The 25,994-nt window shown below is 64.1% G+C and carries 27 protein-coding genes; 13 read left to right on the top strand and 14 right to left on the bottom strand.

Features of this window, described 5'->3' with window-relative positions; genetic code table 11:
* The first annotated feature begins 23 nt into the window (after positions 1–23).
* On the top strand, positions 24–431 hold the full coding sequence (locus tag U5A57_RS14980; RefSeq protein ID WP_321912054.1) for a GFA family protein: 408 nt from the start codon (positions 24–26) through the stop codon (positions 429–431).
* A 6-nt stretch (positions 432–437) separates the two neighbouring features.
* On the opposite strand, the gene U5A57_RS14975 is transcribed toward U5A57_RS14980, so the two are convergent.
* Positions 438–848 (bottom strand): GFA family protein, encoded by a 411-nt coding sequence (locus U5A57_RS14975; protein ID WP_321912052.1) that lies wholly within the window; start codon positions 846–848, stop codon positions 438–440.
* Positions 849–933: 85 nt separating this feature from the next.
* Positions 934–1,497: a thioredoxin family protein gene (locus tag U5A57_RS14970; RefSeq protein ID WP_321912050.1), complete on the bottom strand. Its 564-nt coding sequence runs from the start codon at positions 1,495–1,497 to the stop codon at positions 934–936.
* A gap of 304 nt (positions 1,498–1,801) precedes the next feature.
* Between U5A57_RS14970 and U5A57_RS14965 the strand changes: the two genes are divergently transcribed.
* The 5 genes from U5A57_RS14965 to U5A57_RS14945 all read left to right on the top strand — a co-directional run bounded on the left by U5A57_RS14965 (position 1,802) and on the right by U5A57_RS14945 (position 7,890).
* The gene (locus tag U5A57_RS14965) at positions 1,802–3,655 is read left to right on the top strand and encodes a cytochrome c biogenesis protein DipZ (protein ID WP_321912049.1); all 1,854 of its coding nucleotides are present in this window, start codon (positions 1,802–1,804) and stop codon (positions 3,653–3,655) included.
* A gap of 260 nt (positions 3,656–3,915) precedes the next feature.
* A complete protein-coding gene (locus U5A57_RS14960; RefSeq protein WP_321912047.1) occupies positions 3,916–4,263 on the top strand; it encodes a DUF4148 domain-containing protein in 348 nt (115 codons plus the stop codon).
* Positions 4,264–4,314: 51 nt separating this feature from the next.
* Complete coding sequence (locus U5A57_RS14955; protein ID WP_321912045.1) at positions 4,315–5,103, top strand: alpha/beta hydrolase; 789 nt, start codon at positions 4,315–4,317, stop codon at positions 5,101–5,103.
* A gap of 157 nt (positions 5,104–5,260) precedes the next feature.
* Positions 5,261–6,451, top strand: a complete 1,191-nt coding sequence (locus U5A57_RS14950; RefSeq protein ID WP_321912043.1) for an MFS transporter — start codon at positions 5,261–5,263, stop codon at positions 6,449–6,451.
* A 38-nt stretch (positions 6,452–6,489) separates the two neighbouring features.
* Positions 6,490–7,890, top strand: coding sequence for an amidase family protein (locus tag U5A57_RS14945; protein ID WP_321912040.1), 1,401 nt, complete (start codon positions 6,490–6,492; stop codon positions 7,888–7,890).
* Positions 7,891–7,923: 33 nt separating this feature from the next.
* On the opposite strand, the gene U5A57_RS14940 is transcribed toward U5A57_RS14945, so the two are convergent.
* Complete coding sequence (locus tag U5A57_RS14940) at positions 7,924–8,370, bottom strand: helix-turn-helix domain-containing protein (RefSeq protein ID WP_321912253.1); 447 nt, start codon at positions 8,368–8,370, stop codon at positions 7,924–7,926.
* Between the two features lie 118 nt (positions 8,371–8,488).
* Here U5A57_RS14940 and U5A57_RS14935 point away from each other — a divergent pair, with 118 nt between their 5' ends.
* Complete coding sequence (locus U5A57_RS14935) at positions 8,489–9,736, top strand: MFS transporter (protein WP_415774624.1); 1,248 nt, start codon at positions 8,489–8,491, stop codon at positions 9,734–9,736.
* A gap of 42 nt (positions 9,737–9,778) precedes the next feature.
* The gene (locus U5A57_RS14930) at positions 9,779–11,128 is read left to right on the top strand and encodes a pyridoxal phosphate-dependent decarboxylase family protein (protein WP_321912038.1); all 1,350 of its coding nucleotides are present in this window, start codon (positions 9,779–9,781) and stop codon (positions 11,126–11,128) included.
* Positions 11,129–11,167: 39 nt separating this feature from the next.
* Here U5A57_RS14930 and U5A57_RS14925 read toward each other — a convergent pair whose 3' ends face one another.
* Both U5A57_RS14925 and U5A57_RS14920 read right to left on the bottom strand, forming a co-directional pair.
* Complete coding sequence (locus U5A57_RS14925; protein WP_321912036.1) at positions 11,168–11,554, bottom strand: MAPEG family protein; 387 nt, start codon at positions 11,552–11,554, stop codon at positions 11,168–11,170.
* 24 nt (positions 11,555–11,578) lie between these two features.
* Positions 11,579–12,862 carry a diguanylate cyclase gene (locus U5A57_RS14920; RefSeq protein ID WP_321912251.1) on the bottom strand — a complete coding sequence of 428 codons (1,284 nt, stop codon included), beginning with the start codon at positions 12,860–12,862 and terminating at the stop codon, positions 11,579–11,581.
* 426 nt (positions 12,863–13,288) lie between these two features.
* Between U5A57_RS14920 and U5A57_RS14915 the strand changes: the two genes are divergently transcribed.
* The 4 genes from U5A57_RS14915 (at position 13,289) to U5A57_RS14900 (ending at position 17,173) form a co-directional block, all read left to right on the top strand.
* Positions 13,289–13,630 (top strand): hypothetical protein, encoded by a 342-nt coding sequence (locus tag U5A57_RS14915; protein ID WP_321912034.1) that lies wholly within the window; start codon positions 13,289–13,291, stop codon positions 13,628–13,630.
* A gap of 714 nt (positions 13,631–14,344) precedes the next feature.
* Positions 14,345–15,388 (top strand): AraC family transcriptional regulator, encoded by a 1,044-nt coding sequence (locus tag U5A57_RS14910; RefSeq protein WP_321912032.1) that lies wholly within the window; start codon positions 14,345–14,347, stop codon positions 15,386–15,388.
* Positions 15,389–15,620: 232 nt separating this feature from the next.
* Positions 15,621–16,553 (top strand): hypothetical protein, encoded by a 933-nt coding sequence (locus U5A57_RS14905; RefSeq protein WP_321912031.1) that lies wholly within the window; start codon positions 15,621–15,623, stop codon positions 16,551–16,553.
* A 47-nt stretch (positions 16,554–16,600) separates the two neighbouring features.
* Positions 16,601–17,173 (top strand): OsmC family protein, encoded by a 573-nt coding sequence (locus U5A57_RS14900; RefSeq protein ID WP_321912030.1) that lies wholly within the window; start codon positions 16,601–16,603, stop codon positions 17,171–17,173.
* Positions 17,174–17,243: 70 nt separating this feature from the next.
* Here U5A57_RS14900 and gspG read toward each other — a convergent pair whose 3' ends face one another.
* From gspG to U5A57_RS14865, 7 genes are all read right to left on the bottom strand, one after another.
* Complete coding sequence (gene gspG, locus U5A57_RS14895) at positions 17,244–17,708, bottom strand: type II secretion system major pseudopilin GspG (RefSeq protein ID WP_321912028.1); 465 nt, start codon at positions 17,706–17,708, stop codon at positions 17,244–17,246.
* Between the two features lie 209 nt (positions 17,709–17,917).
* Positions 17,918–18,733, bottom strand: a complete 816-nt coding sequence (locus U5A57_RS14890; protein ID WP_321912027.1) for an IclR family transcriptional regulator — start codon at positions 18,731–18,733, stop codon at positions 17,918–17,920.
* A 54-nt stretch (positions 18,734–18,787) separates the two neighbouring features.
* Entirely contained in the window at positions 18,788–19,516 is a 729-nt protein-coding gene (locus tag U5A57_RS14885) for an SDR family NAD(P)-dependent oxidoreductase (RefSeq protein ID WP_321912026.1), read from the bottom strand.
* 27 nt (positions 19,517–19,543) lie between these two features.
* The gene (locus tag U5A57_RS14880) at positions 19,544–20,845 is read right to left on the bottom strand and encodes an MFS transporter (RefSeq protein ID WP_321912025.1); all 1,302 of its coding nucleotides are present in this window, start codon (positions 20,843–20,845) and stop codon (positions 19,544–19,546) included.
* 52 nt (positions 20,846–20,897) lie between these two features.
* The gene (locus U5A57_RS14875) at positions 20,898–21,635 is read right to left on the bottom strand and encodes an SDR family NAD(P)-dependent oxidoreductase (protein WP_321912023.1); all 738 of its coding nucleotides are present in this window, start codon (positions 21,633–21,635) and stop codon (positions 20,898–20,900) included.
* On the bottom strand, positions 21,632–22,153 hold the full coding sequence (locus U5A57_RS14870) for a 2,4'-dihydroxyacetophenone dioxygenase family protein (protein ID WP_133181145.1): 522 nt from the start codon (positions 22,151–22,153) through the stop codon (positions 21,632–21,634). Before U5A57_RS14870 ends, U5A57_RS14875 begins: the two co-directional genes overlap by 4 nt.
* Before the next feature lie 127 nt (positions 22,154–22,280).
* The gene (locus U5A57_RS14865) at positions 22,281–23,216 is read right to left on the bottom strand and encodes a LysR family transcriptional regulator (RefSeq protein ID WP_321912021.1); all 936 of its coding nucleotides are present in this window, start codon (positions 23,214–23,216) and stop codon (positions 22,281–22,283) included.
* Positions 23,217–23,390: 174 nt separating this feature from the next.
* Here U5A57_RS14865 and U5A57_RS14860 point away from each other — a divergent pair, with 174 nt between their 5' ends.
* On the top strand, positions 23,391–24,530 hold the full coding sequence (locus tag U5A57_RS14860; RefSeq protein ID WP_321912020.1) for an iron-containing alcohol dehydrogenase: 1,140 nt from the start codon (positions 23,391–23,393) through the stop codon (positions 24,528–24,530).
* Positions 24,531–24,552: 22 nt separating this feature from the next.
* On the opposite strand, the gene U5A57_RS14855 is transcribed toward U5A57_RS14860, so the two are convergent.
* Both U5A57_RS14855 and U5A57_RS14850 read right to left on the bottom strand, forming a co-directional pair.
* Complete coding sequence (locus U5A57_RS14855) at positions 24,553–24,975, bottom strand: SRPBCC family protein (protein ID WP_321912019.1); 423 nt, start codon at positions 24,973–24,975, stop codon at positions 24,553–24,555.
* 18 nt (positions 24,976–24,993) lie between these two features.
* Positions 24,994–25,992, bottom strand: a complete 999-nt coding sequence (locus tag U5A57_RS14850) for an aldo/keto reductase (protein WP_321912018.1) — start codon at positions 25,990–25,992, stop codon at positions 24,994–24,996.
* Positions 25,993–25,994: the final 2 nt, after the last annotated feature.

Raw genomic sequence — 25,994 nt, 5'->3', positions numbered from 1 at the left:
CCAAACCGATCGGGAGCGCCCTCATGCAGCGGACATACCGTGGAAGTTGCCATTGCCAGTCGATAAAGTTCGAAGCCCTGATCGATTTCAGCAAGGGCACGGGAAAATGCAACTGCAGCTTCTGTGGAAAACTCCGGCTCTGGCTGGTGCAGGTCCGCCCGGAAGACTTTGTTCTACTTTCCGGCGCAAGCGAACTCACGCACTACGAAGGGAAAAACCCGGTCGCCCATCATCCGTTTTGCAAACACTGCGGCGTGCACGTATTCGACCGCATCGACATGCCCAACGGCACGGGCTATCCGTACATCAACGTGAATATCATGTGTATCGACGACTTCGACCTGAACGAAGCGTTGAATGCACCGATCTCCTATGCCAATGGTCTCGCGAACGATTGGGGCAATCCGCCTCCGGAAACGCGGCATCTTTGAATCGCCTCAGGGCGCGCGTCCCGAATATTGAGCGATGCCGGGCTCGCGGGCATCGAGCTGATGTCGTTCGGACGTGAACTGAACGAATTCGGCATGGAACCGTGAAGGGTCGTCGAGCGTTCCCGCGTAGATCGTCACGATATCCGGCGCATGCTGGGGCGTGCCAAAGAGCAGGCTGCCGCAACGTGCGCACGAATTGCGCGTGGTCGGCATGCCGCTGCCGCCGGTTATCGTGTAAGACCGGATTTCGCCGTCGAACGAGAATTCGCCCGCGCTCACGACGACGACAGGCAAGCCGCCCGACCCTGAAGCGCGCTGGCAATCGCGGCAGTGACAAATGAGTTGCGTCAGCGCGGCGCCGCGCGCGTGGTATTGCACCGCGCCACACAGGCAGCGGCCTTTCCAGGCATTCGACATTGGCCTTTTTCCTTTTTCGGGTTTGCGCCCAATATCGCATGGTACGCGCGCTGCCCCGGAACCCGGAGCGGCGCGCGCCAGTCGATCATCCTTGCTTGCCCTGGATGCCCAGCAGATCGCGAATCTTCTGCTCGGTCTGCGCGTAATCCCCTTCGCCGAAGTGCGTATAAACGAGCTTGCCGTTCTGGTCGATCAGATACACCGCCGGCCAGTACTGGTTGCCGTAGGCATTCCACGTCGCGTAACCGTTGTCCTGCGCAACCGGGTACGTAATGCCGTATCGCTTGATCGCCTTTTTCAGGTTGTCGGTGTCGCGCTCGAACGAATACTCGGGCGTGTGCACGCCGACCACCACCAGACCCTTGTCGCGATAGCGCGCGTCCAGCTCCTTGATATGCGGGATGGTGTGCGCGCAGTTGATGCAGTCGAAGGTCCAGAAGTCGACGAGCACGACCTTGCCGTGCAACTGCTTGAGGTCGAGCGGAGGGCTGTTGAGCCAGTTGTTGATGCCGGTGAAGTTGGGCGCCTGCGCGCCGGTTTGCAGCGCGGCCGAGCCGAGCGAAGGTTCCTCGCTGGAGGCGTAGGCGGCGAGCCCGGCGCTAGCGGCGAGGCCGATGGCGACAGCGGCAATCTTGAGACGAGAGATCATGAGGGTTCTCCTTGTGTGGACGACGAGCGTATTGGAACGCTCCCACGTATCTGGCGCGTGTCCCCGCCGCGGCACTGTTGAAACGTAGTGTGTCGCCGCCGGGGCGCGATACGTAGCGATACAAATCGCTCGCTGCGCATCCACAGCGCGTCCACCGCTGCGCGTTTGTATCGGCATGTATCAAGCCGCTTTCGCGATACATGACGATGCACGACGCACGCGTTCCAGACATTCCCCGGATACATGCTCGCGCTGAAATACGCCACATGGCAAGTCCGCCGACATTCGTCTGGAGACCGAACTCATGTTACTCATCGTCGTCGCATTCGTGGGCGGTGCGTTCACCGTCCTGAGCCCCTGCATCCTGCCGGTCGTGCCGTTCGTGTTCGCGCGCTCCGAAGAGCCGTTCCTGAGCGGCCGCCTGCCCATGCTGCTCGGCCTCGCGCTCACGTTCGCGCTGCTCACGGGGCTGGGCGCCGCGGGTCTGAACGGCGCGGCGCAGTTGAGCGAGTACGGCCGCTGGATCGCGCTCGGGCTTTTCGCGCTGTTCGGCGCTGCGCTGCTCTTTCCCGCGCTTGCTGCGCGTCTCTCCGGGCCGCTTACTGCGCTCGCCGACCGCTTCATGGCGCGCTCGCAGGACGACGGCGCGTCGCGCCGCATCGGCTCCGCCATGTTGCTCGGTGCGGCGACGGGGCTGCTCTGGGCGCCGTGCGCCGGGCCGATCCTCGGTCTCATCATTACCGGTGCAGCCCGCCACGGCGTGACCTGGCAGACGTGGGCCGCGCTCGCGGGCTACGCCGTGGGCGCCGCCAGTTCGCTTGCGGTAGTGGCGGGTCTCGGTCATCGCGCGATGGCCGCGCTCAAGCGCTCGCTCGGCGTGGGCGAGCATGTGCGGCGCGCAATGGGCGCGCTCGTGCTCCTCACGGTCGGTGCGATCGCGCTGGGTCTGGATACGCGCTTGCTCGTCCTCGTGCCCGGCGCGCCGACCAATGGCGTGGAAGCGCGCCTCGTCGATTTGCTGGCGTCGCCCGCCGCGAATCGCGCGAAGCGCGCGGAACCGGCGCCGCATCTGGAACGGGAGGCACAGTCGAGCCCGGCGCCGCGGTTGACCTCTCAGTTCGCCTCTCAATCAGCCGATCTGTCCGCGCACATCGTGCGCGTCTCACTGCCCGCTCACGCGGCCGCCGATCTGCCGGTCGAAGGCCGTTTGCCGCCGCTCGACGGCGCGATCACCTGGCTCAATTCCGCGCCGCTCACGCCCGAAGCGCTGCGCGGCAAGGTCGTGCTGGTCAACTTCTGGACCTACTCGTGCATCAACTCCCTGCGAGCCCTGCCGTATCTGAAGACGTGGGCGGAGCGCTACCGCAACGACGGTCTCGTCGTGATCGGCGTGCACACGCCCGAGTTCGGTTTCGAGCATGACACGGGCAACGTCAAGCGGGCACTGGCCGACCTGAACATCCGCTATCCCGTTGCCGTGGACAGCGACTACCGCATCTGGAACGCCTTCGGCAACCAGTACTGGCCGGCGTTCTATCTCGTCGATGCCCAGGGCCGCGTGCGTTATCACCACTTCGGCGAAGGGGACTACGCCCAGGCCGAGCAGGCGATCCAGCAATTGCTGGCCGACAACGGCCGCGCCACGCCCGCCGCCACGCCGCAGGCGCCGCAGGCGAGCGGCGCGCTGGCGCCGGCGGACCTGCGCGACATCGGCTCGGGCGAAACGTACGTGGGTTATCGCGAGGCGCAGGGCAATGCGAACCCGCAGCGCGTGCAGGGCGATACGGCCGCGTCCTACACATTGCCCGGGCAGCTCGACCTGAACCAGTGGGCGTTCGGCGGGCAGTGGAACGTGGGCGCCGAATCCGCCGTGGCGGGGGCGCCGCAGGCGAGCATCGCCTATCGCTTCCATGCGCGCGACCTGCACCTGGTGCTTGCGCCCGCCGCCGACGGCAAGCCCGTGCGCTTTCGCATCAGCATCGACGGCGCGCCGCCGGGCGCCGCGCATGGCGCCGATGTCGCAGCGGACGGCACGGGCGTCGCCACGAGCCCGCGCCTGTATCAGCTCGTGCGCCAGTCCGGCCGCATCGGGGATCACACCTTCGAGATCCGCTTTCTCGACCCGGGCGCGCACGTCTACAGCTTCACGTTCGGCTGATACGCGCTAACCCCACGCCACGCCGCCGTGCCCTCGCGGGCGCGGCGGCGTTTGCGTTGCGGCCCGCGCCGCGCCTCATGGGGGCTTTTTGTAGCGCAATGTATCTGCGCGCAATCCGGACACGTTGATACGCAAACCGCGCCCCAAATGGAAACACGGCAGATACATCCGGGCGTTCAAATACCCCTACACCAGCTCGATACACCCCTCGCGCTGAACGGCAACCCGATTCGAACCCGACCTCATCTTTGGAGAACGTCATGAAAGCCCTCAAGCTCCTCGCCCTTGCTGCTCTCGCCGCCGCCCCGGTTCTTTCGTTCGCGCAGTCGAACGAGCCCGTTACCCGTGCGCAGGTGCGCGCCGAACTCGTGCAGTTGCAGAAGGCCGGCTACAACCCCGCCGCCGACGAAACCCAATACCCGCGCAACATCCAGGCAGCGCTCTCGCGCGTGGAAGCCTCGCAGGCCCCGCAGCAAGCCACCGCGCCGTCGTATGGCGGCGTGGCGAACGGCTCGTCCGCTTCGGGCGCGGCGCATCGCGACGCGGACGCCGCACGCGCTGCGCAGGACGATGTCCCCGGCCTCGGCCCGATCTACGCGCATTCGTAATACGCCCGTCCCGACCCACCGAACGACCCGATAAAAGAAGAGAGAAAGACGATGGCTTCGATCAAAAAGATTTTCACTTCCGTGGCGCTCATCGGCGGCCTCTTCGCGCTGCAGGCGGCGCACGCCGCGCCGCCGCACGATCTGAAAGGCACCAACGTCGTGCTCGTGCACGGCGCGTTCGCCGACGGCTCGAGCTGGAGCCGCGTGATCCCGCTGCTCGAAGCGCGCGGCCTGCACGTGGTCGCCGTGCAGAACCCGCTCAGCTCGCTCGCCGACGACACGGCCGCGACGAAGCGCGTGATCGAGCAGCAGAAGGGCCCGGTGGTGCTGGTTGGCCATTCGTGGGCGGGCGTTGTGATCAGCGAGGCGGGCAACGACGAGAAGGTGAAGTCGCTCGTGTACGTCGCGGCTTTCGCGCCCGACAACGGCCAGTCGATCGCCGATATCACGCAGGGCCAGCCGGACGCACCGTGGGCGAGCGAACTGCGCAAAGACTCGGCGGGTTACCTGACGCTTTCCGACAAGGCGATTCGCGAGGACTTCGCACCCGACCTGCCGCCCGCGCAGCAACGCGTCGTGGCGGCCACTCAGGGCCCGTGGTTCAGCGGCGCGCTCTCGCAGAAGGTCACGCAGGCCGCGTGGCATGACAAGCCTTCGTATTTCGTCGTGACGGCGCGCGACCGCATGATCGCCCCCGCGCTGCAGGAGTCGATGGCCAAACATATCGGCGCGAAGGTGACGCGCGTGAACGGCAGCCACGTCTCGATCCTGAGCCAGCCGAAGGCGGTGGCCGACGCGATCATCGACGCTGCCGAGCACGCGCAGCAGGACGCAAAGTAACCCGCACGCCGCCCGTAACCCGCCGGGCAGTGGAAGCGCTTCCACTGCCCGGCGGCCCGCATGCCACCGTCATCGCACCCCGAGGAGCACCCGAATGCAGCGCTGGGCACAGGGACTGATAATGTGCACGCTTGCCTCATCGTCCGGAAGGCCTGCCGTGCGTCCATTCAGTGCCCTCATCATGCTCGTCGGCGTCCTGCTCGCATCGGCAGGTTATGGCGCGACGTTCCTGTTCTCCATGCGCGTGCACGCCATCGGCGGGAACGACATCAATACCGGTGTGGCGCTCGCAGGCGCGGCCCTCGGCACCTTCGTGGGCGTCTCGCTCACCGGCTGGGTCGCCCAGCATGTGGGCGCGGCGCGCATGGCGGCGCTGGCGGCGCTCTGTGTGGGCGCGGGCGTGGTGAGCTTCGCGCTCGTCGAGCACGTGAGCAGCTTCGATGTCGTGCCAGGCTTCCTCGTGGGCTTCGGCTGGGGTGCGTTTTGTCTCGCCGCCCCCATGGCGCTCGCCGAGCGCACGAACGACGCCGAACGCGGGCTCTGGTTCCTGCGCTTCGCCACCATGCAGATGACGGGCATCGGCGGCAGCCCGGCGATTGCGGGCTTTGCGATCCGCTTCTGGCGCATGCCGCTTGGCGGCGTGCTCTACGCGATCGGCGGCCTGTGCGTGCTGGCGGCCGTGCTGCTCGAACTATTCGGCCGCATTGCGCCGCACGTGCGCTCCGCTTCCGTGACGCAGGAGCCGGCCTCGCCGGACCCGTGGCTCCTGAAGGCCGGCGTGATCGCCCGCACGCGCGCGGTGTATCCCATCGTCATCATCGCGCTCGGCGGCTGCGTGTTCTCGGGCCTCATGACATTCCAGATGTCGCTTGTGCAGGGCACCGAGGCGAAAGCGACCACCTTCTTCAGCGTCTACACGGTGACCGTCATCGCCACGCGCTGGCTGCTCTCGCGCGTGGTCATCAAGCTGCGCTCCGAAACGGCGACGAAAGTGCTGCTCACGATGATGGTGCTCGGCAGCGCGGCGATGTTCGTCGTGCCGTTTCACGTGCTGTTTCAATCGGCCGCCGCGGTGCTGCTCGGCACCGGGTACGGGCTCGCTTACCCGATCGTCCAGCTTCAGGCCGTCAACGACTCCGTCGCCGCGCACCGCCGCGCCGCGCTCACGTGGTTCGTCGCGGCGTACTTCGTCGGCGCATTCGGGTTTCCGACTGTGGGCGGCTGGGTGCTGGTGCACGGCGGCCGCGCGGCGCTGCTCGCGCTCATCGCGGCGTGCGGGCTGGCGGCGCTCGCGCTGGCCGTCCTGCGTGACAGGCGGCGTGTCGAGACGTTATCGGCGAGCGCCTGACCGACTCATTCTCAATTTGCCAACGAACCGGAGGGATCGTGACTGAACTTTGGCGTTTAACCGCAACTGAACTCGCAAAGCAGGTTCGCGCGCGCGAGGTGTCCGCCCGCGAGGCCGCGAAGGCCGCGCTCGAGCGCCTCGAAGCCGTCAATCCGCTCATCAACGCGGTGATCGACTATCGGCCCGAATGGGTCTTCCAGCAGGCCGACAGGATCGATGCGGCGCTCGCGCGCGGCGAAGACCCGGGGCCGCTCGCGGGCGTGCCCGTGACCACGAAGATCAACATCGACCAGGCGGGCTTTGCCACGACCAACGGCACGCGCCTGCAAAAGGATCTGATCGCGCAGGTGAACAGCCCCGCTGTCGAGAACCTCGTGCGCGCGGGCGCAGTGCTGCTCGGCCGCACCAATTCGCCGACTTTCGCGCTGCGCTGGTTCACGAGCAACCAGGTGCACGGTCATACGAAGAACCCGCGCAATGCGTCGCTCACGCCGGGCGGCTCGAGCGGCGGCGCGGCGGCGGCGGTGACGGCCGGCATCGGCCATATCGCACTCGGCACCGACATTGGCGGCTCGGTGCGCTACCCCGCGTATGCGTGCGGCGTGCATGGCTTGCGGCCCAGCATCGGGCGCGTGCCGGCGTTCAACGCGTCGTCGCCCGAGCGGCCGATCGGCGCGCAGATGATGTCGGGCGCAGGCCCGATGGCGCGCACGGTCGAGGACCTGCGCGTGGCGCTCGCGGCGCTGGCGGCGCCCGACCTGCGCGACCCCTGGTGGGCGCCTGCGCCGCTCATCGGGCCCGACGTGCCGCGGCGCGCGGCGCTGTGCCTGCGCCCGGGCGGCATGAGCATTACGAAGGAAGTGGAGGACGCCTTGCTCGACGCCGGCCGCCGGCTCGCCGACGCGGGCTGGACGGTCGAGCAGATCGACGACGTGCCGCTCTTGCGCGACGCCGGCGAAGTGCAGGAGCGCCTGTGGCTCGGCGACGGTTTCCCTGCGCTCGCCGACGCCGTGGCGCGCGACGGCGACCCGGGTGCGCAGGCCGTGGTGGATGGCGTGCGCGCCAAGGTCGCGGCGATGCCCGAGAACGTGGTGGTGCCGTCGCTGGTGCGCCGCACGACGCTCACGCGCGCATGGCGCTTGTTCCTTGCGGAGTATCCCGTGCTGCTGCTGCCGGTTTCGGGCGAACTGCCGTTCCCCGATAACCTCGACATGCAGGGCGCGGCGGGCTTCCAGCGCGTATGGGATGCGCAACTCACCATGCGCGCGTTGCCCGCCATGGGCTTGCCGGGACTCGTCGTTTCGACGGGCATGGTGAAGGACGTGCCGGTGGGCGTGCAGATCGTGGCCGGGCACTTTCGCGAGGACCTGTGTTTGCTGGCGGGCCAGGCGATCGAAGAACGCGGCGCGCCGCCTTCGCCTATCGATCCGGCCGTGTGAGCCGGGCAGGCGCTGCGCCTGACGAAAGGGCCGTCACGCGGGTTTCTTGACCACGGTGTCGTGAGGCGTGAGCGGGTGCCCTTCGCGGGTCTGCGGGAACATGGAAAGCAACGGCTTGCCCGTTGCTTTGTCGATCAACCACGAATGCTTCTCGTTGCGTTCGAACAAATGGCGCTCGCCCCACTGCTGAAGGGCGACGATAACGGGGAAGAGGCTTTCCCCTTTCTTCGTTAGCACGTACTCCTGATAGGCCGTGCCGTCGGAGGCCGGCCGTGTTTCGAGAATGCCGGCCTCGACCAGCTGGCTCAAACGGCCAGAGAGAATATTGCGCGCCACGCCCAGATTGCGCTGAATGTCACCGAAGCGGTAAACACCGTCGAAGACGTCGCGCAGGATCATCAGCGACCACCGGTCGCCGATCACGTCAACCGAGCGTGCAACGGGACAGGTTTCCCTCTTCGCGGATTTGCGGCTTGCCATGGCGATTTCCTGATTTGCGGGTACGCAGCGACGAAATGGGCTCGCCTCACGTAGTTGCATTTTAAAACTAGCTGCCCTACCATTCAACCAGTTTTGTTTTGAAACTGGATTGCAAATCATGGACACGGATTCCATCGCGCTTGCATCGCCAGCCCGCGATGCTTTCGTCCGGTCGCGCGCACCGATGCCGCGCGGCCTCGTACTGCTGTTCGCTGTGGCTAGCGGCCTGTGCGTTGCCAATGTCTACTATGTGCAGCCTTTGCTGGACGCTTTGGCGCGCGATTTCGGCATTACCCGCGCCGCGGTTGGCGGCGTGGTCACGGCGACGCAGGCCGGTTGCGCGCTGGCGTTGCTGCTGCTCGTGCCGCTGGGCGACAGGGTGGAGCGCCGCCGCCTGATGCTCGTGCAATTGCTGGCGCTGGCGGGCGCGCTGTGCGTGGTCAGTCTCGCGCGATCCGTCGCGGTGCTGCTGGCTGGCATGCTCGGTGTTGGCATGCTGGGTACGGCCATGACGCAGGGTTTGATCGCCTATGCGGCGGCGGCGGCCGCGCCCGACGAGCGCGGGCGAGTGGTGGGCGCAGCGGGCAGCGGTGTATTCATTGGCCTGCTGCTGGCTCGCGTGTTCGCCGGTGGCGTGAGCGATCTGGCGGGCTGGCGCGGGGTGTATGGCTGTTCCGCCGCCGTCATGCTCGCGCTTGCCGTGCCGCTGTGGCGTCGGCTTCCGAAGCTTGGGCGCACCGAGCAGGCCACGATGAGCTATGGGCAACTGATCATCTCGATGTTCGCGTTGCTGCGCTCGGATCGCGTGCTGCAGACGCGCGGCGTGCTCGCGCTGCTGATGTTCGCGATTCTCAATATCTTCTGGAGCGCGCTGGTCCTGCCGTTGAGTGCGCCACCCTACAATTTTTCCCATACGGCGATTGGAGCGTTCGGTATCGCCGGGGCGACGGGCGCGCTTGCCGCCGCGCGCGCCGGCCAATGGGCCGACCGGGGTTGGGGCCAGCGCACCAGCGCTGCCGCGCTGGTGCTCTTGTTGCTGGCGTGGTGGCCGCTCTCGATGCCGGGGCATTCGCTGTGGATGCTGCTGGCTGGAATCGTGTTGCTCGATCTTGGCGGCCAGGCGCTGCATGTAACCAATCAAAGCTTGATCTTTCGCGGCAGCGAGCAACTGCATAGCCGGCTCGTGAGCCTTTACATGCTGTTCTATGCGGTTGGCAGCGGGCTGGGCGCGATTGGCACGACGGCGACGTATGCCGTGGCTGGCTGGCATGGCGTGTGTATGCTAGGTGCGGCAGTCAGTTTTCTGGCGCTGCTGTTCTGGGCCGTTACGGTGCGAAGCATGCCGTGCGCGGCCTCGCGTGCGTGAACGTTGAACTGAGATATGAATGGACTCGGACAGGAGGCGTGAATGGATGAACTGAAACTGCTGGCGGATGCCGACACACGCGGCCTGCGCTATGTCGAAGGAAACGCCACGCGGCGTGTTTTCCCCTCGAACGAAGCCATCGCGGCGCTCAGTGCGTTCGACGAGCCGCTGCCCGCAAGCGGATTGCCCGCGCAAGACACGCTGTCTTTGCTCGACCGTGTCGGCTCGCCGGCGACCACGGCTTCGAACGGCCCGCGCTACTTCGGCTTCGTGATCGGCGCGGCGCTGCCTGCGGCAGCCGCGGTGGAGCGGCTCATGCTGGCGTGGGACCAGTGCGCCTCGACGTTCGACAACTCACCGGTCGCCGCCACGGTGGAGCGAGTCGCGGGCCGCTGGGTACTCGAAGCGCTCGACCTGCCGCGCGAAAGCGCCGTGGGCTTCGGCACCAGCGCCACGGCATGCACGCTCGGCGCGCTCGCGACCGCCCGGCGCGCGCTGCTTGCACGGCAAGGTTGGGATTTCGACCGCCAGGGGTTGATCGGCGCGCCCGAGATCAAGGTCGTGATATCGGAACTCGCCCACATCACGGTGAAGAAGGCGCTGCGCATTCTGGGCTTCGGGCTCGATCGCATCGTCTATGCGAGCGTCGACACTCATGGGCGCGTGGATGTTGCGCGCCTCCCGACGCTCGACGACCATACGATCCTCTGCCTGCAGGCCGGCGAGGTGAATACCGGCGAATTCGACCCGTTTGTGTCGATCATTGCGCGTGCGAGGGAGGCACGCGCGTGGGTGCATGTCGATGGTGCGTTCGGCCTGTGGGCGCGCACCGCACCGTCAGCCGCGTTGAGCGCGTTGACCGAGGGCATCGAAGGCGCCGATAGCTGGACGACCGATGCCCACAAGTGGCTGAACACGCCGTACGACTGCGCGATGGTTATTTGCCGCGACGCGCAGGCGTTGGCCGAGGCGATGAACAGCGACGCGGCCTATTTGTCCGCGAGTGCCGACGCGCAGAAGAACCTCACCCTGGAGTTTTCGCGCCGCGCGCGCGGTATTCCCGTGTGGGCGGCGCTGCGCACGCTGGGCCGCGGCGGTGTCGCGGCCATGGTCGAGCGCCACCACGCGCAGGCGCAGCGCATCGGTGCGGAACTCGAGCGCCTCGGCTACGAGGTGCTCAATCGCGTTGTGCTGAATCAGGTGCTGTTCCGCTGCGAAACCGACGTGCAAACGCAGGCGCTGCGCAGCGCCGTGCAGGCCAGTGGCGAAACGTGGTTCGGCGGTACGACGTGGCAAGGGCGGCCCGCGTTGCGCATCAGCGTGTCGTCGTGGCGCACGCGGGATGAAGACATCGAAGCGCTCGTGCAACTGCTCGCATCGTTGCGCGCATAATCAAGGGGGCGTCGCCGCGCACGGCTCACGCTCTTCGACTCAACGTAGCAACGCAAAACTCAACGCAATGCCGGCGGCATAGGTGCCGAGCGCGCCGACAAATCGGGCGGGATTGGGCTTCGCCATCGAGGGAAACGCGATCAGCCCGACCACGAGCAGGCACCGGCAGAGTGTTGCCGCCACGATCAGCGCGAGCGTTGCGGGCGAGGGCGAGTGTGCGCCCAGATAGAGAAACAGCACGGCCAGGAAGGGTGCATATTCGGCGGTGTTCGCGTGCGCGCGAACCAGCTTGTGCAGCAGGCTGGCCGGGTCCGTTGCGCAACCCGAGAGTGTGCCCTCGCGAAAGCGCAGCATGGATATGCTCACGCCGAGGCCAAACAGCAAAAGGCCCAGCACGGCCACACAGGCCAGCGCGATTCTGTCCATTAGAGGCTCCTTGGCGAGAGAGGACTAACCGATTTCCACGCGGTTGCGTCCGTTGTCCTTGGCTCGATAGAGCGCGAGGTCCGCGCGTTTGATGAGCGGACCCAGGTCGTACTCGCCCGGCAGGCGCTCGGTCACGCCAATGCTAACCGTAAATGGAACGGGCTTGCCCAGCCGCCAGGTGTGTTCGAAATTGCGCTGCTCGATCGTAAGCCGCAATTCTTCGGCTGCCGCCGTTGCCTGCTCGATATCGAAGTCGGGCAATGCAGCGACGAATTCTTCGCCGCCCCAGCGGGCAAACACGCGAATCCGGCAGTCGGAGTTCATCACGACCTTGGCCAGGACACGCAGCACTTCGTCGCCAATGTCGTGTCCGTAGCTGTCGTTGATCTTCTTGAAGTAATCGATATCGAGAATGAACACGGAGAGCGTGTTGTCCGATTCGAGCAGCTTTTCAACGGTGTCAGCGAATTCACGGCGGTTCGGCAGGCCGGTCAGCTCGTCGGTCACGGCCTGCTTCTGGAGCAAGTCCATCAATTGAACGCGATCGGCAATATCGCGAATCACGGCGGTGAATTCGATCAGCCCGCCCACGTTGATTTTCGAAATCGCGATTTCAACCGGCAATAGCGACCCGTCGCGATGGAGCCCATAAACACGATTGCGTTCGTCCATTTGCCGCGAGCGTACGGGCGAGCGCGCGAACTGGTGGACGTATTGCGAATGATTGGCGCGGTAGCGCTCCGGCAGAAGTTCCGTAATGGGGTGCCCGAGCATTTCCGTGGCGGAGTAGCCGAACAGGTTTTCGGCGGCACGGTTGAACAGCGTAATGCAATGCTGCTGGTCGATCGTGATGATCGCGTCGTACGCTGCATCCACGACGGAGCGAAAGCGCGAAGTGCTGACTTCGAGTTCATGTGTCAGCAACATTTTCGTGGTGATTTCCAGACCCGTCACCATGATTTCGAGCACGGAGACGCCGCTTTCGGCGTGCCGTATCGGCTTCAACGACAAGCGCCACCAGTGCGTTCCGTCCCTCAGGTCGTAGGCTTGCTCGAGTTCCCGGGCGACGCCGGATTCAAAGCATTCGGTCAGTTTCTGGCGGAATTCGGTTCTGGCGTAGTTGGGAATGAGCGCATCGAACGACGCCGGGAATGACTTGATCGCATTGCGTCTGCCGCCCGTCATCCGCATGAAATGATCGTTGCAGGCCGAGACGACGAACTGCCCCCGCTCGTCGCGGCCGATCATGGCCACGCTCGCAGCGATCTCGTCGACGAAATCTCGAATCATGTTCGACCAGTCGGCCATCGAGCCTCCTTTGCCAGCTAGCCCAATACACTGACAATATAGTAGCCCGCATTGCGCGGCGGCGGCACGGCAATGTCGCACGCTGCACGTTTTCGAACATGCCATGGCTCGGATGGTCCCTGTGCCTTGTCGCCATGCACGCGTTCGGGTTGACCTCGCGTTGACCGCGCATTCACGTGGCGCGGTGCTATTGCGCCGCCGCGTTCCACGCACGCTGCGATGCCGCGCTCCGCGGGTCCCGGAGCGTGGCGGTACGGCACGCCTTACGCGGTAAAAGATCGGCTGCCGGTGCGTCAATGCAGCGATTTTTACGGCATTTTTTCTTGTGCGGGCAACAACGCCACGCCTACACTTGCGCGTCGAATCTGCCCGAGGCGTTGCCGTGTTTGATCACCCGCCGTTCAATCCCGTGGTACTCCGTTAATCATGCCAATGCGCTTTCGAGGCTGGCTCAAGCTCGCGCTGCTCACGTTTTCCGTGGACCAGATACTGACTGCCGTGTTCGGCTACGCGACCCAACGAATCGATCCGGGCATTTCGGACGTCGAGACGGTGATCTTCAGCTGCATTACGTGCTTTCTCGTGAGCCACTGGCTGGTGGCAGACGCGCGGGCTGCATGGGCTGCGGCAAAAGAGCAGGGATTCATCGGGCCCGCGCCGACCGGCGGCGCTCAGGGAACGCCACTCGACATTGCCAACGCGTGCCCCCGCCGCTGGCTCGTCGTGCTGCATCTCGAGTTGAATCCGCAACTCGCACAAAACATTTGAAATTGACCCTGCAAGCCCCGCGCTGCGCCTGGGAATTCATCCGTAACCGCTTTATATCTCCGCGCTATTGCCTGTTCAATACACTGAAAATGCGCGAGACCGTTTTCGCGGTCAGAACCAGAAGAGCGCCAGAGACGCTGTAATCGACGTGATGCATCACGTCGGCCACATAGAAAACGGATAGCGCGACCATTGGGTGATGGATCACACGGCTTATCAGGCATTTCATCGGTATCTCACGCTTTTCGCATTTGCCCGAAGCGGTAAGTCACTGTGTGTGAACCGATTCGTGCGAGTGGGTTGGCGCGCCAGGTTTCCAGAGTCCGAGGAAGGCTTGATTGCGATGCAGGGATGACGCCGGTCCGTGATGTTCCTTCCTGTGACGAACATTGCCTGCGTGGAGCCTTTGCAGTCCTGCTCGTACGTCGATCTTTTTTGACCGATCGTCCACTTCTTGACGATGCGTTGCGTGCCCATTGCCGGGCGTCCAAAAATTACCAGGTCATCCTGATCGAGCGTGCGCTCCGGTGGCCGCGCGGCGATATGGCAAGCGTCCGATACGCGCAAAGTGCTTCATTAAGCAGGTTGAAATCGTCAGTAAGGGAACTGTCATTGAGTGAGATTGCGGGTATAACATGTAGCCCTTGTCCATCGTGACGAATGACCGGCGGCGCGAATTGCCGCCAGGGAAATCGCATTTCACGCGAGCTATTCATGGATGCAGTCTCTGATGTTCTGCGCGCCATTCGTCTAAGCGGCGCCGTGTTTCTGAACGGGACATTCACCGCGCCGTGGTGTCTGATCGGTCGCACCGATGCGTCGCTCTGCGGCGCGTATTTGCCCCCTTCCGAGCGTATCGTTTCCTATCATCTGGTCGTCGAGGGAAATTGCTGGGCGCAGCTCGCCGACGATCCCGGTTCGGCTATTCACGTCCATGCCGGGGAATTGATCGTGGTGCCGCAGGGCGAGACGCACATCATGGGTAGCGCGATCGATCTTGCGCCCGTGCCGTCGGACTCGCTGCTGGCCGGGCAGATGGCGGCAGCGCCCGGTGAAGTGATGACGCTGTGCCATGGCGGCGGCGGAGCGGCGACGCGCATCGTGTGCGGCTTTCTGGCCAGCGACGACACCCTGAACAACCCGCTGCTCTCAACGCTGCCGCGGCTCTTCAAGATTGATATGCGCCAGGATCCGCGTGCCGCCTGGCTCGAATCCTCTCTCAAGCTGGCCGCCGCCGAAGCGGCCGAGGCGCGCGCGGGCGGCACGATTGTGCTTGCGAGGCTCTCGGAGCTGTTGTTTGTCGAAGCGATCCGTAGCTGTATTGAAGCGCTACCTGAGGACCAGACCGGCTGGCTTGCCGGCGTGCGTGACCGCTACGTTGGACGCGCGCTGTCGTTGCTTCATGCTCAAGCGGCGCATGCGTGGACCGTCGACGAGCTCGCACGAAAAGTGGGCTTGTCGCGTTCCGCGCTGGCGCAACGCTTTACCGAGCTTCTGGGCCAGCCGCCCATGCAATACCTTGCGAGATGGCGCATGCAGATTGCCGCGCACGAACTTCTGACCAGTAGCAAGTCGATGATCGCTGTTGCTGAACAGATTGGCTATGAGTCGGAAGCCGCGTTCAGTCGCGCATTCAGACGCGAATTCGGCATGCCGCCGGCCGGCTGGCGCAAGAGCAAGGAAAAGACGGACGACCTGGACGCATCAGCTCGGCACTCACAACACTTGAGTGGCGTTGCGGCATCGCCGGATTCGTGATGCATGCCGCGAGACGCAGTGCACTCTCGACAGCATCGTCTGGCTCGAAGCATGTCCGCCAGCGAGCCGAAAAGGCGTTTCAGTCATATCGCCCGGCGACTCGATCATAGAACTTCAAAACACCCAATCGTAGATTGAGCGTGCCGGGAATGCCAGTTCGCTCAACTGGCTATGCCCGGCGAGTCCACGCTCAACACCAGACCGCTCCACGGTCTCTATTGGGAGAACTTCCATGAACCTGGTATTGCCCGAGTCCGATCGCGATCGGTACGCCCGATGCATTCGCGCTTCGAAGAGGGTCAGTTGGGACATCGACCGCGACGTGATTGGCGGCCGTGCCTTCGATATGTCCCAGAAATATTTGCCCGACGGCCTCTCGCTAGTGCCGGATTTCAACACGCTCTCGGAAAGCGAGAAGCGGTTCGTCAGCCAGATACAGGGGCGCACTTACGCGAACGTGTTCGGGTTGGTCGAGCGCTTCATCAACGCCAAAGTGCTGGAAGTGAGCCGCGACTACTGGCTCGGCGATCAGGTGGCGCTCGAAGCGCTCGTTCGCTTCAGCGACGAAGAGCTCAAACACCAGGCGCTGTTCCGCCGTATCGAGCACATGATCGGCGAAACGCTGCCTGCTGGTTATCGCTTCGACGTCGACCCCGACGCGCTCGCCGCCGTGGTCCTTGGCAAGAGCACCTGGGCGGTGCAGGCCATGACGCTGCATATCGAACTCTTCTCGCAGATTCACTATCGACAGAGTATTCATGCAGACGATCAGCTATCCGAACTGTTCAAGGATGTATTTCTTTACCACTGGAAGGAAGAAAGTCAGCACGCCATTCTCGACGAACTCGAGTGGAAACGAAACGACGCCACCCTCACGGATGCAGCGCGCGATAGCGCAGTCAACGAGTTCATCGACCTGGTGGTCGCGTTCGACGGCTTCTTGCGCGCGCAGGCGGCTGCGGACTCGCGATATTTCATGGCGAACTGCGGGCGCGTGGTCGACGAGGACGAAGCCACGTCAATCGAAGCGAATTTCCATCACGCCTACCGGTGGCAGTACATTCATTCCGGCATGCATCATCCCCATTTCGCACAGGTGCTCGATCGGCTCGTCTCCGAAGAGCAAGGAATGCGTATCCGCGCTGCGCTCGCCACACTGCATTGAGCGTGACGCAACGTGAATGAAACATTCAAGTTCAAGGAGAGAGAATCATGAATGCCAATGCACAGTCAACCGAAGCGAACGTCGTCAACGGGCTCAACGTCGACGATCTGCTCGCGCTGATCGAAGACGTCAAGCGCGATACGTCGAAAGCGGCGACCAACTGGCGCGTCGCGACCGCCTGGATGGGCCAGACGCGCAGTCGCTCAGAGGTCCACGGGTTTTCGATCGGTGGCCAGCAGGTGCCGCGCCGGTTCACGATCGATATCGACGAGCCATGCGAACTCGGCGGTGCGAATCGGTTTGCAAATCCCCAGGAACATCTGATTGCGGCGCTGAACGCGTGCATGACGGTGGGCTACGTCGCACAATGCGCCGTCCGCGGGATCACGTTGCAGTCGCTCGAGATAGAAACCGAGGGCGACATCGACCTGAGGGGCTTTCTCGGTCTCGACCCGCAGATCGCGAACGGCTACGAGTCTTTGCGGTACACCGTTCGTATCAGGGGCAACGGCACCAGGGAGCAATTCGAGCAAGTGCATGACGCGGTGATGGCGACGTCCCCTAACGTCTACAACCTCGCGAATGCGGTTGGCTTGAAATCGACGCTCGTGGTCGAGTGAATGGAGTAACGCGTGCCTTTCGGAGGAACGTCAGCTTCTCGCCAGTGCTTGCCCGAAGCTGACGACGCAACTATTCCCATGAGCCCACGTCGGTGTCGTCGCCTTCGCCGCCTTGCCTGGCGTCCTGACCGTAGCTGAACACATCGATCTCACCATGCACGCCCGGATTGAGATACTGATAGGGATTGCCCCAGGGATCGTCTGGTAAGCGCGCAAGATAGCCGCCTTCCTTCCAGACGCCTGGCGTGGGATCGGTGTTGGACTTTTCAATCAGCGCACGCAGGCCTTGCGCCTGGGTCGGATAGCGGCCGTTGTCGTGACGATAGCTATCCAGGGCTTGCATGATGGTGGCAATGTCCTGTTTCGCGAGAGTATGCCTTGCTTCCTCCGGCCTCGTCATGGTCTTTGAGACGAACAGCACGGTTAACAGCACTGGAAGCGTAACCGCGACCGCGATCCGGATTAGCGTGGTCCCTCGTCGGGAGCGGCTTTGCTGAGTTGCGATTCCCGAGCGTCTTTCGTTTTCTGCTTGCATATCTTGCTAAGCCTGTTCAAATGGATTGTTCGGGCGCGATATGAGTGTGCAGACAGCTCTGGTCACCCCAGACGCTCATTGTAATGGCATAGCCGACGACCGCGGGAACACGTACCCGGCCCACACGCTTCGGGCAGGCAAAATATTCAGGCAATGCCGACGAGCGGCGTGTGCAAGAGGCGAAGCAGGCGAGCCCGGCGACTATTGCACTAACGCGTGGCAATGGGGCCAAGCCGCGCGGCAATCGTGCGGCACGCGGCGAGCAGCGGTTCGATGTAGCTGCGTTGCGCGTCTTCCTGGCGGCGAAACATCGGCATGCTGACGCTCACGCAGCCCACGGCCTGGCCATCGGCGCCGAGAATCGCCGCGCCGTAACACCAGATCGATTGCTCGTTTTCTTCGCGGTCTTCGGCATAGCCGCGTTGCGCCGTGAGTTCGATCTCGTCGCGAATCGCGTCGAGGTCCGTCATCGTATGTTCGGTGAAGCGCACGCGCGGCGCCTGCGCAAGCAGCGGCTCGCGCTCGGCAGGCGTGAGCGTGGCGAGCCACGCTTTGCCAACCGAACTCGACGTGATCGCTACGCGCGTGCCGATACGCGAGGCCATGCGCACGGCGTGCGGACTTTCGAGCTTTTCGATGTACACCATCGCGCCGTCGCTGGGCACGGCGAGATGCACCGTTTCCGAGGTGGTGTTGCGCAGCTCCATGAGGGCGTCGACGGCGGCGATGCGCAGGTCGGAGCGCTCCCAGCTGCGGCTCGCGAGATTCACGAGACGCGGCCCGAGCGCGAAGGTGTTGCCGCCGCCCACGGCCGCGACGAGCCCTTCGGCCTGCAGCGCGGCGACGATACGATGCACGGTCGGGCGCGGATAGCCGCTCGCGGCCACGAGCTTCGCGATGTTCGGCGGCGTGCTGGCGTCGGCAATGAGCTGAAGCACGGCGATGAATTTCGAAAAGGCAGCCGTGCCGGCAACGCCCTTGGCGTCGCCGGGTTGGGAGGAGGCGGGAGAATCTGTGGTCGACATCGGAAAGCTTGCGGGCACCATGTGTGGCGCCATTATGCCCGCAATTTCAGGCGATCAGGCGCACAGATAGCCGCCGTCCACGGGCACGATCGCGCCCGTCATGAACGAAGCGGCGGGCGAGCACAGAAACGCGGCGACGTTCGCGACTTCCTCGGGCTGGCCCCAGCGCTTCATCGGCGTGCGCTCGAGTATGCCCTGCGAGCGGCCGCCGTCGTCTTGCAGCGCCTGCGTGAGCGGCGTGGCGATCCAGCCGGGCGCAACCGCGTTCACGCGAATGTTGTCGGGCGCATAGGCGATGGCGAGCGAGCGCGTGAGCTGCGCCACGCCGCCCTTGCTGGCGCTATAGGCCGGCACGAGCCCGCCACCGAAAAAGCTCAGCATGGAGGCCGTATTGACGATGCAGCCAGACGACGCCTTGAGCAATTCGCGCGCGCTCGCGCACACGCGCATGGTGCCGTTGAGATTGATGTCGAGCACGCGCTCGAACGCCTCGATCTGGTGCTCTTCGCCGCGGCTGATCACGCCCGCGCAGTTCACGACGATATCGAGCCGCTCGAAACCGCCAATCAGCCGCGTGACGTCTTCCGTCGAACGCACGTCGAGCGCGGCGCGCTGCACGCCGGCATCGAGCGCGTCGGGCGTGCCGGCGGGAGGCGGCAGGCCCGCGGCCGTCGTGCGTGCGCCGAGTTGGGCGAGCCGGTTGGCAATGGCCGCGCCGATGCCGGAGTGGCCGCCGGTCACGAGCGCGACCTTGCCCGCGAGAAAGTTGTCCTTGAATGTCATGATGCGTAGTGCGAATGAATGAGTGAATCAGGTGAGTTGGGTAGCAGCCGCCTGGCGCTCGCCTTCGGGGGCGACTTCCCTGACGACGAAGAGATAGACGAACGCGGCGGCGAACGCGACGGCTGCGCTAATGAGCAGGGCGTTCACGAACGAATGCGTCTGGTCCACCACGATGCCGGTGATGACCGGCGCAAACGAGCCGCCGAAATAGCCGCCGAAGTTCTGCATGCTGCCAAGCGACGCCACGAGATGGCGGGGGGCCGCCACGCTCACGAGCGCCCAGGCCGCGCCGCTCGACATGTTCACGAAGAACATCGCAACGGAAACATAGGTAATGGCGAGCGCGGTGCTCGGCGTGTAGGCGGCGGGGACGGTGAAGGCCGCCGCGCCGATCAGGCCGACACACAGCGGCCACTTGCGGCTGCGGATGGGCGCCATGCCGCGCTTGAGCAGGTAGTCGGAAATAAAACCGCTGCTCGCCATGCCGATCGTGCCGAACACATAGGGAATGGCGACGAGCCAGCCCGTATGCGCGATGGAAATATGACGCTCCTTCTCCAGATAACCCGGCAGCCAGGTGAGATAGAGCCACACCATGTAGATCACACCCATGAAGCCGAAGATCATGCCCCACGTGTTGCGCTGCTTGAGCAGCATGCCCCACTCGGCGAAGCTCAGCGCACTCTTTTTCGGCGCTTCGGTGGCGCCGTCTTCGAGCCAGGCGGTTTCTTCGGCTGTGAGCGTGACCTGGTCGCGGTTGCGATAGACCACATACCAGCCGATCGCGACGAGCACGCCCAGCACGCCCATGATGATGAACATCGGACGCCAGCCGAACGTGAGCATCAGCACGGTGAGGAGTGGCGGCGCGATCATCGGCGCGATGGTCGAGGAAGATACGAACGTACCGGTTGGCGCGCCGCGTTCGCGCACGGCAAACCATTCGTGTATGACCTTGGCGCCCGCCGGAAAGAGCGGCGCTTCGGCAATGCCCAGCACTACGCGCGCCGCGAGAAAGTGATTGATTGTCTGGATGAACCCGCCCGTGACCTGCGCCAGCGACCACACCAGCATGCCGAGCCCGAGCATCACGCGCGAGCCGAAACGGTCGAGCATAGCGCCCACCGGCAATTGCGCGAACGCATAGGCGAGCGAGAATGCCGAAAGCAGCAAGCCCATTTGCGAAGCGTTCAGATGCAGTTCCTCCGCCACCGAATGATTGGCGATGGAAAGCGTGCTGCGGTCCAGATAATTCACGATGCCCGCTATCGTCAGAAAGGCGATGGCTATCGTCTGCGTGCGTTTGAGCCGTTGCGATTTTTTGATCATGGCGTGTCTCCTTTTGGCTGTTATCGTGTGTGTGGGGGGGGCGGCTCGTACGCTAGTACGTTGCACGGCCGCCGGAAAGATCGAATGTCGCACCGGTGCTGAACGTACAGGAATCCGAACAAAGCCAGAGCGCGAGATCGGCAACCTCGTCGACGGTTCCGAGGCGCCCGAGCGGGCTTTTGTCGATCATCGTCTGCACGTGGGCGGGCGACATCTGCGCGAGCAACGGCGTTTCCACGGCAGCGGGCGCAATGCCATTCACAAGAATGCCCGTTTGCGCGAGTTCCTTGCCGAGCGATTTGGTGAGTGCGATCACGCCGGCCTTCGCCGCGCTGTACGCGGACGCGTTCGGCGTGCCTTCCTTGCCGGCAAGCGAGGCGACATTGACGATCCGCCCCGAACCCGCGCGGCGCATGGCGGGAACGACGTATCGGCAAACGTGATAGGTGCCCACCAGATTCACGTCGACAATGCGTTGCCATTCGGCGGGATCGTAGGCGTCGAGGGGCACGGTCGAGCCGGCGAAGCCCGCGTTGTTCACGAGATAGTCGATGCGCCCGAATTCAGCGAGTGTGGCGGCGAGCGCCGCTTCGATCGTCTCCGGGCGCGTGACGTCGGCTTCGATATGACGCGGCGCATTTTGCGCATCGAGCGAGCCGGGCACGCGGTCCCAGTTGACCGTGCGCGCGCCGCCGCGCGCGAACGCATTGCAGATCGCGCGGCCTATGCCGCCCGCCGCGCCGGTCACGACGGCCACGCGCCCCGTGAAATCATACTGGGCGCGGCTCATCGAATGAACTGGTCCACGTAGTCCTCGCCAAGACCCACAGCCGCGTAATGCTTGCGGCACATGTCGATCTTCGTGAACACGTCTTCGTAACCCGTGTAGTTGCCCCACGGATCGCAATAGAACATCACGCCGTTCACCTGGAAGTAGGTGATCATTTCCTCGACGTCTTCCGGCACGTAGAGCGTGTGCGTTTCGCCGGGCGGCTCGAACACGTAGCTGCCTTCGGTCGCTTCCCAGTCGTGCTCCAGATAGCGCCAGCGCCCCTTGAGCACCATGCCGTGAACGGCCTGCGGATGCCGGTGCCTGCTCAGGACACCTGACTTACGCACGCGCAGCAAGTTCATCCAGTAGCCCTGTGCCGTGTTCAGGCACAACGGGCGGAACCATACGTTCTCGGCCTGGGGCACCCACACGCGCTCGTCGGTGGGAATGGCGTGGGGAATGACGATTTCCTGCTGCGCTTCCTTGGGGAACGGAAGCTGATACGGCGTCATGGGGGAATAGGTTTTGTCCGTCATCAATTACTCTCGTTTGTCCATAATATGGACGTTAAGTCCACGATATGGTTCATTGTGCGGGAGGGATTTGATTTAGGTCAATGCCAGGGTTTCCCCGGGTTCGGTCGTCGCGCACTCAGAAACGCGCTCAGAATTCGATGCCCTGCTTGTCGCACAGCGTCTCGATGAGCAGCCGTGCCGCGGGCGCGAGCGGCGCGCCTCTGCGCGTGACGAGTTCATAGGGTTCGCTGCGCGAAGCGAGGCGCAGCGGGAGGATGCAGGCCATCTCCTGGCTGGCGAAGAACTGCGCGACGTCGATGGACACCAGCGCGACGAACGACGGATTGCCCTGTAGCAACGCGAGCGTGGCGAACGCGGAGGTTGTTTCGAGCAGGTGCATGGGAAAGCGGATTTCGGCCTCGCGAAACTCGCGTTCGAGCAATAGCCGCATTGGCATGTTCGCGCGGTAGACCACCCAGCGGTACTTCTCCATGTCCTTGAGCGCGAGCTTCTTCGCGCGGCGCAACGGATGCCGCACGTTGGCGATCACCGCGAGCGTTTCGTCCTGAAGCTTGACGCTCTCGTAGTGCTGCGGCGTCTGGCTGACCGTGGTGCGGCAGATCGCCAGGTCGAGCCTGCCTGCGTCGATCTGGCTGAGGAGCGCCGCGCTCGTGTCTTCGACTATTTCAACCGACATTTCCGGATGCGCCGCAATCAGCGTGGAAATCGCCTCGGTGAGCAGCGGCACCGCGCCCATGATGACGCCAACCGCCACACGCCCGCCACGCCCGCGCGAAAGTCCGACCAGCTCCTCGCGCAAATGAGTGAGGTCGGTATGGATCAGGCGTGCATAGCGGATCGCGCAGTGTCCGGCTTCGGTGGGCTCGAGCCCACGATTGGTGCGGTTGAAAAGCGGCGTGCCAAACGTGGTTTCGATCTCCTGCAGCGCTTTGCTCGCACCTGGCTGGGTGAGTGCGACCTGTTGCGCGGCTTTCAGCAGCGAGCCGTGATCGCCCAACGCGATCAGGAGACGGAGCTGCTTCACATGAAGGCGGGAGATGATCGAATTGAGCGACGGGGTCATGGGGTTGAGGAAAAGTTATAGCTATATCAAATCTTCTCAATTACCGCGTAATGGGCGTCTCCCTATACTGGCCCGAAACAATAGCACTATGCGGCCGAAATGCGGTAATCAAATTGCAGTCTCGAGAGCTTGCTGCCGCAATGGCTGAATTCACTATAACTGAAGCTCAATCCTATGTCCCTCATCAACTACGTCACGCAGATCCAGTTCGAATTTGGCGCCATCCGTCTGCTCAAGGACGAATGCGCACGCGTGGGCGTCAGCCGGCCGTTGATCGTCACGGACAAGGGCGTGCGCGCAGCGGGGATCATCGATAGCGTCCTCGGTGCACTGGAAGGCGTTGCGAGCGCAACGATCTATGACGGCACACCGTCCAATCCGAATGAGGCGGCGGTGCGTGAGGCCGTAGCGGCCTACCGCGCCGGCGAGTGCGACGGCATTGTCGCCGTTGGCGGCGGCTCGGCAATCGACCTCGCAAAAGGCGTGGCCGTTTGCGCAACGCACGAAGGGCCATTGCAGCGCTTCGCGGTGATTGAAGGCGGAGCGGCGAATATCACGTCGAAGACCGCCCCGGTTATCGCGGTGCCGACGACAGCGGGCACCGGTAGCGAAGTGGGGCGCGGCGCGATCCTGATTCTCGACGATGGCCGCAAGGTCGGCGTAATCTCGCCTTATGTCGTGCCGCGTGTGGCGATTTGCGATCCCGAACTCACGCTGGGTTTGCCGCCGGTCTTGACGGCGGCGACGGGCATGGACGCCATTGCCCATTGCATGGAGACCTTTCTCGCGCCCGCCTTCAATCCGCCCGCTGACGGCATTGCGCTAGACGGATTGTGGCGCGCGTGGCGCCATATCGAGCGAGCAACGCGCGACGGCGGCGACCGCGTCGCGCGCCTGAACATGATGAGCGCCTCGATGCAGGGCGCGCTGGCGTTCCAGAAGGGCCTGGGGTGCGTGCACAGTCTGAGTCACTCGCTCGGCGGCATCAATCCGCGCTTGCATCATGGCACGCTGAACGCCATCTTTCTGCCGGCGGTGCTGCGGTTCAACGAGCCAGCGCCTTCGGTGCGCGACGAAGGCAAGCTCGACCGTCTGGCGACGGCGATGGGGTTGGGCAGCGGCGCCGAAGTGGCGAACGCGGTACGCACGATGACCGAACGGCTCGGTTTGCCGACCGGCCTCGCGCAGCTTGGCGTGCATGCTGGGATGTTCCCCGAGATCATCAAGGGCGCGCTCAAGGATCACAGCCACAAGACCAATCCGCGCGAGGCCTCGGAAGCCGATTACCGCGCCATGCTCGAATCGTCGATGTAACGCGGCGCGCCTTTGGTCGCGCTCAGGCGCGCGCCTCGGCTAGCGTCTTGAGGCGATCGAGTCCAGCACGGTACAGCACCTCGTAGTGCCCGACGAGCGACGCGGCCTGGTGCGCATCGCGCGGCTCGAACCGGCTCGCCCAGGTGGCTGCCGTTGTGTCCGCATCGATTCGCCGTGCGCAAAGCGTCGCCACATAATCCGAAACCGGATCGGGGCCTTCGACGATCGCGTAGCGATAGAACCTTTCCGTTGCGCTGTGCTCGAGCAGGGCTTCGACGATGATCGCGCCGCCCATGGCTTCGAGGTGGCGAATGCGGCCGCCGTCCGAAAGCCGCGACGAACGCACGAACTCGAGCCACGCGGGGAGACCGTTGAAATCGCCGAGCATCGCCCAGACCGATTCGACGGGCGCGGCGATTTCGATGGATACGCTAACGTTAGCCATGGTTGGCAGCTCCATGCGTTAGTTCTGCGGGGTCGGCGCGTTCGCGCTGATCACGCCTGCCGATTTGAGTTCGTCCCAAAGCGCGGCGGGAATCGCGCAATTTGCGAGCGCGCGATTTTCCGCAATACGCTCGGGGCGGCTCGCACCGGGAATCACGCCTGCCACCGCAGGGTGAGCAAGCGAGAACGCCAGCGCAACCGCGCGAATATCCACGCCGTAACGCGAACACATTGCCTTGATCTGCTCGACGCGATCGATCATCGCTTGCGGCGCCTTCTGATATTCGTAATGCGTGCCGCCTGCGAGCAACCCGGAATTATAAGGACCACCGACGATAATGCCGAGTCCGCGCGCCTGAGCCGCGGGCATCAGCTTTTCGAGCGCGCCGGCATGATCGAGCAGCGTGTAACGGCCGGCGAGCAGGAAGCCGTCGGGGTCGGCGCGCTCGATCGCCAGTTCACATGGCTCGACGCGGTTCACGCCGAGTCCCCACGCCTTGATCACGCCCTCTTCGCGCAGGCGCGTGAGCGCCTTCGCCGCGCCCGACATCGCGATGTCGAATACGTCGCGCCATGCTTCGCCGTGGAAATCGACTGCCGGATCGTGAATCCAGACGTAGTCGAGATGGTCGGTGCGCAAACGCTTGAGGCTGTCTTCGATCGAGCGCAGCGTGCCGGCTTCGGTGTAGTCGTAGACGATGCGGTTCGGCAGGCCGTGCTCGAACAGCCCGCCTTTTTCGCCGAGGTCGCGCGCCGTGGTGGACTCCACTTCGTCCAGAATGAGACGGCCTACCTTGGTGCCCAGCACATACTCATTGCGCGGGTGGCGCGCGAGTGCCTCACTGAGGCGCAGTTCTGCGAGCCCTGCGCCATAGAGCGGGGCTGCGTCGAAATAGCGAATGCCGTTTTGCCAGGCGGCCTCAACGGTGGCGAGCGCTTCCTCTTCGGGAATCTCGCGGTACATGTTGCCGAGCGGAGCCGTGCCAAAGCCGATCCGCGAGGGAATGGTGATACGCATGG

It is taken from the genome of Paraburkholderia sp. J11-2 (assembly GCF_905220185.1).
In the GTDB taxonomy this organism is placed as follows: domain Bacteria; phylum Pseudomonadota; class Gammaproteobacteria; order Burkholderiales; family Burkholderiaceae; genus Paraburkholderia.
Note: the sequence above shows the minus strand (reverse complement) of the source record. Positions and strands in the feature narration are given on the sequence as shown.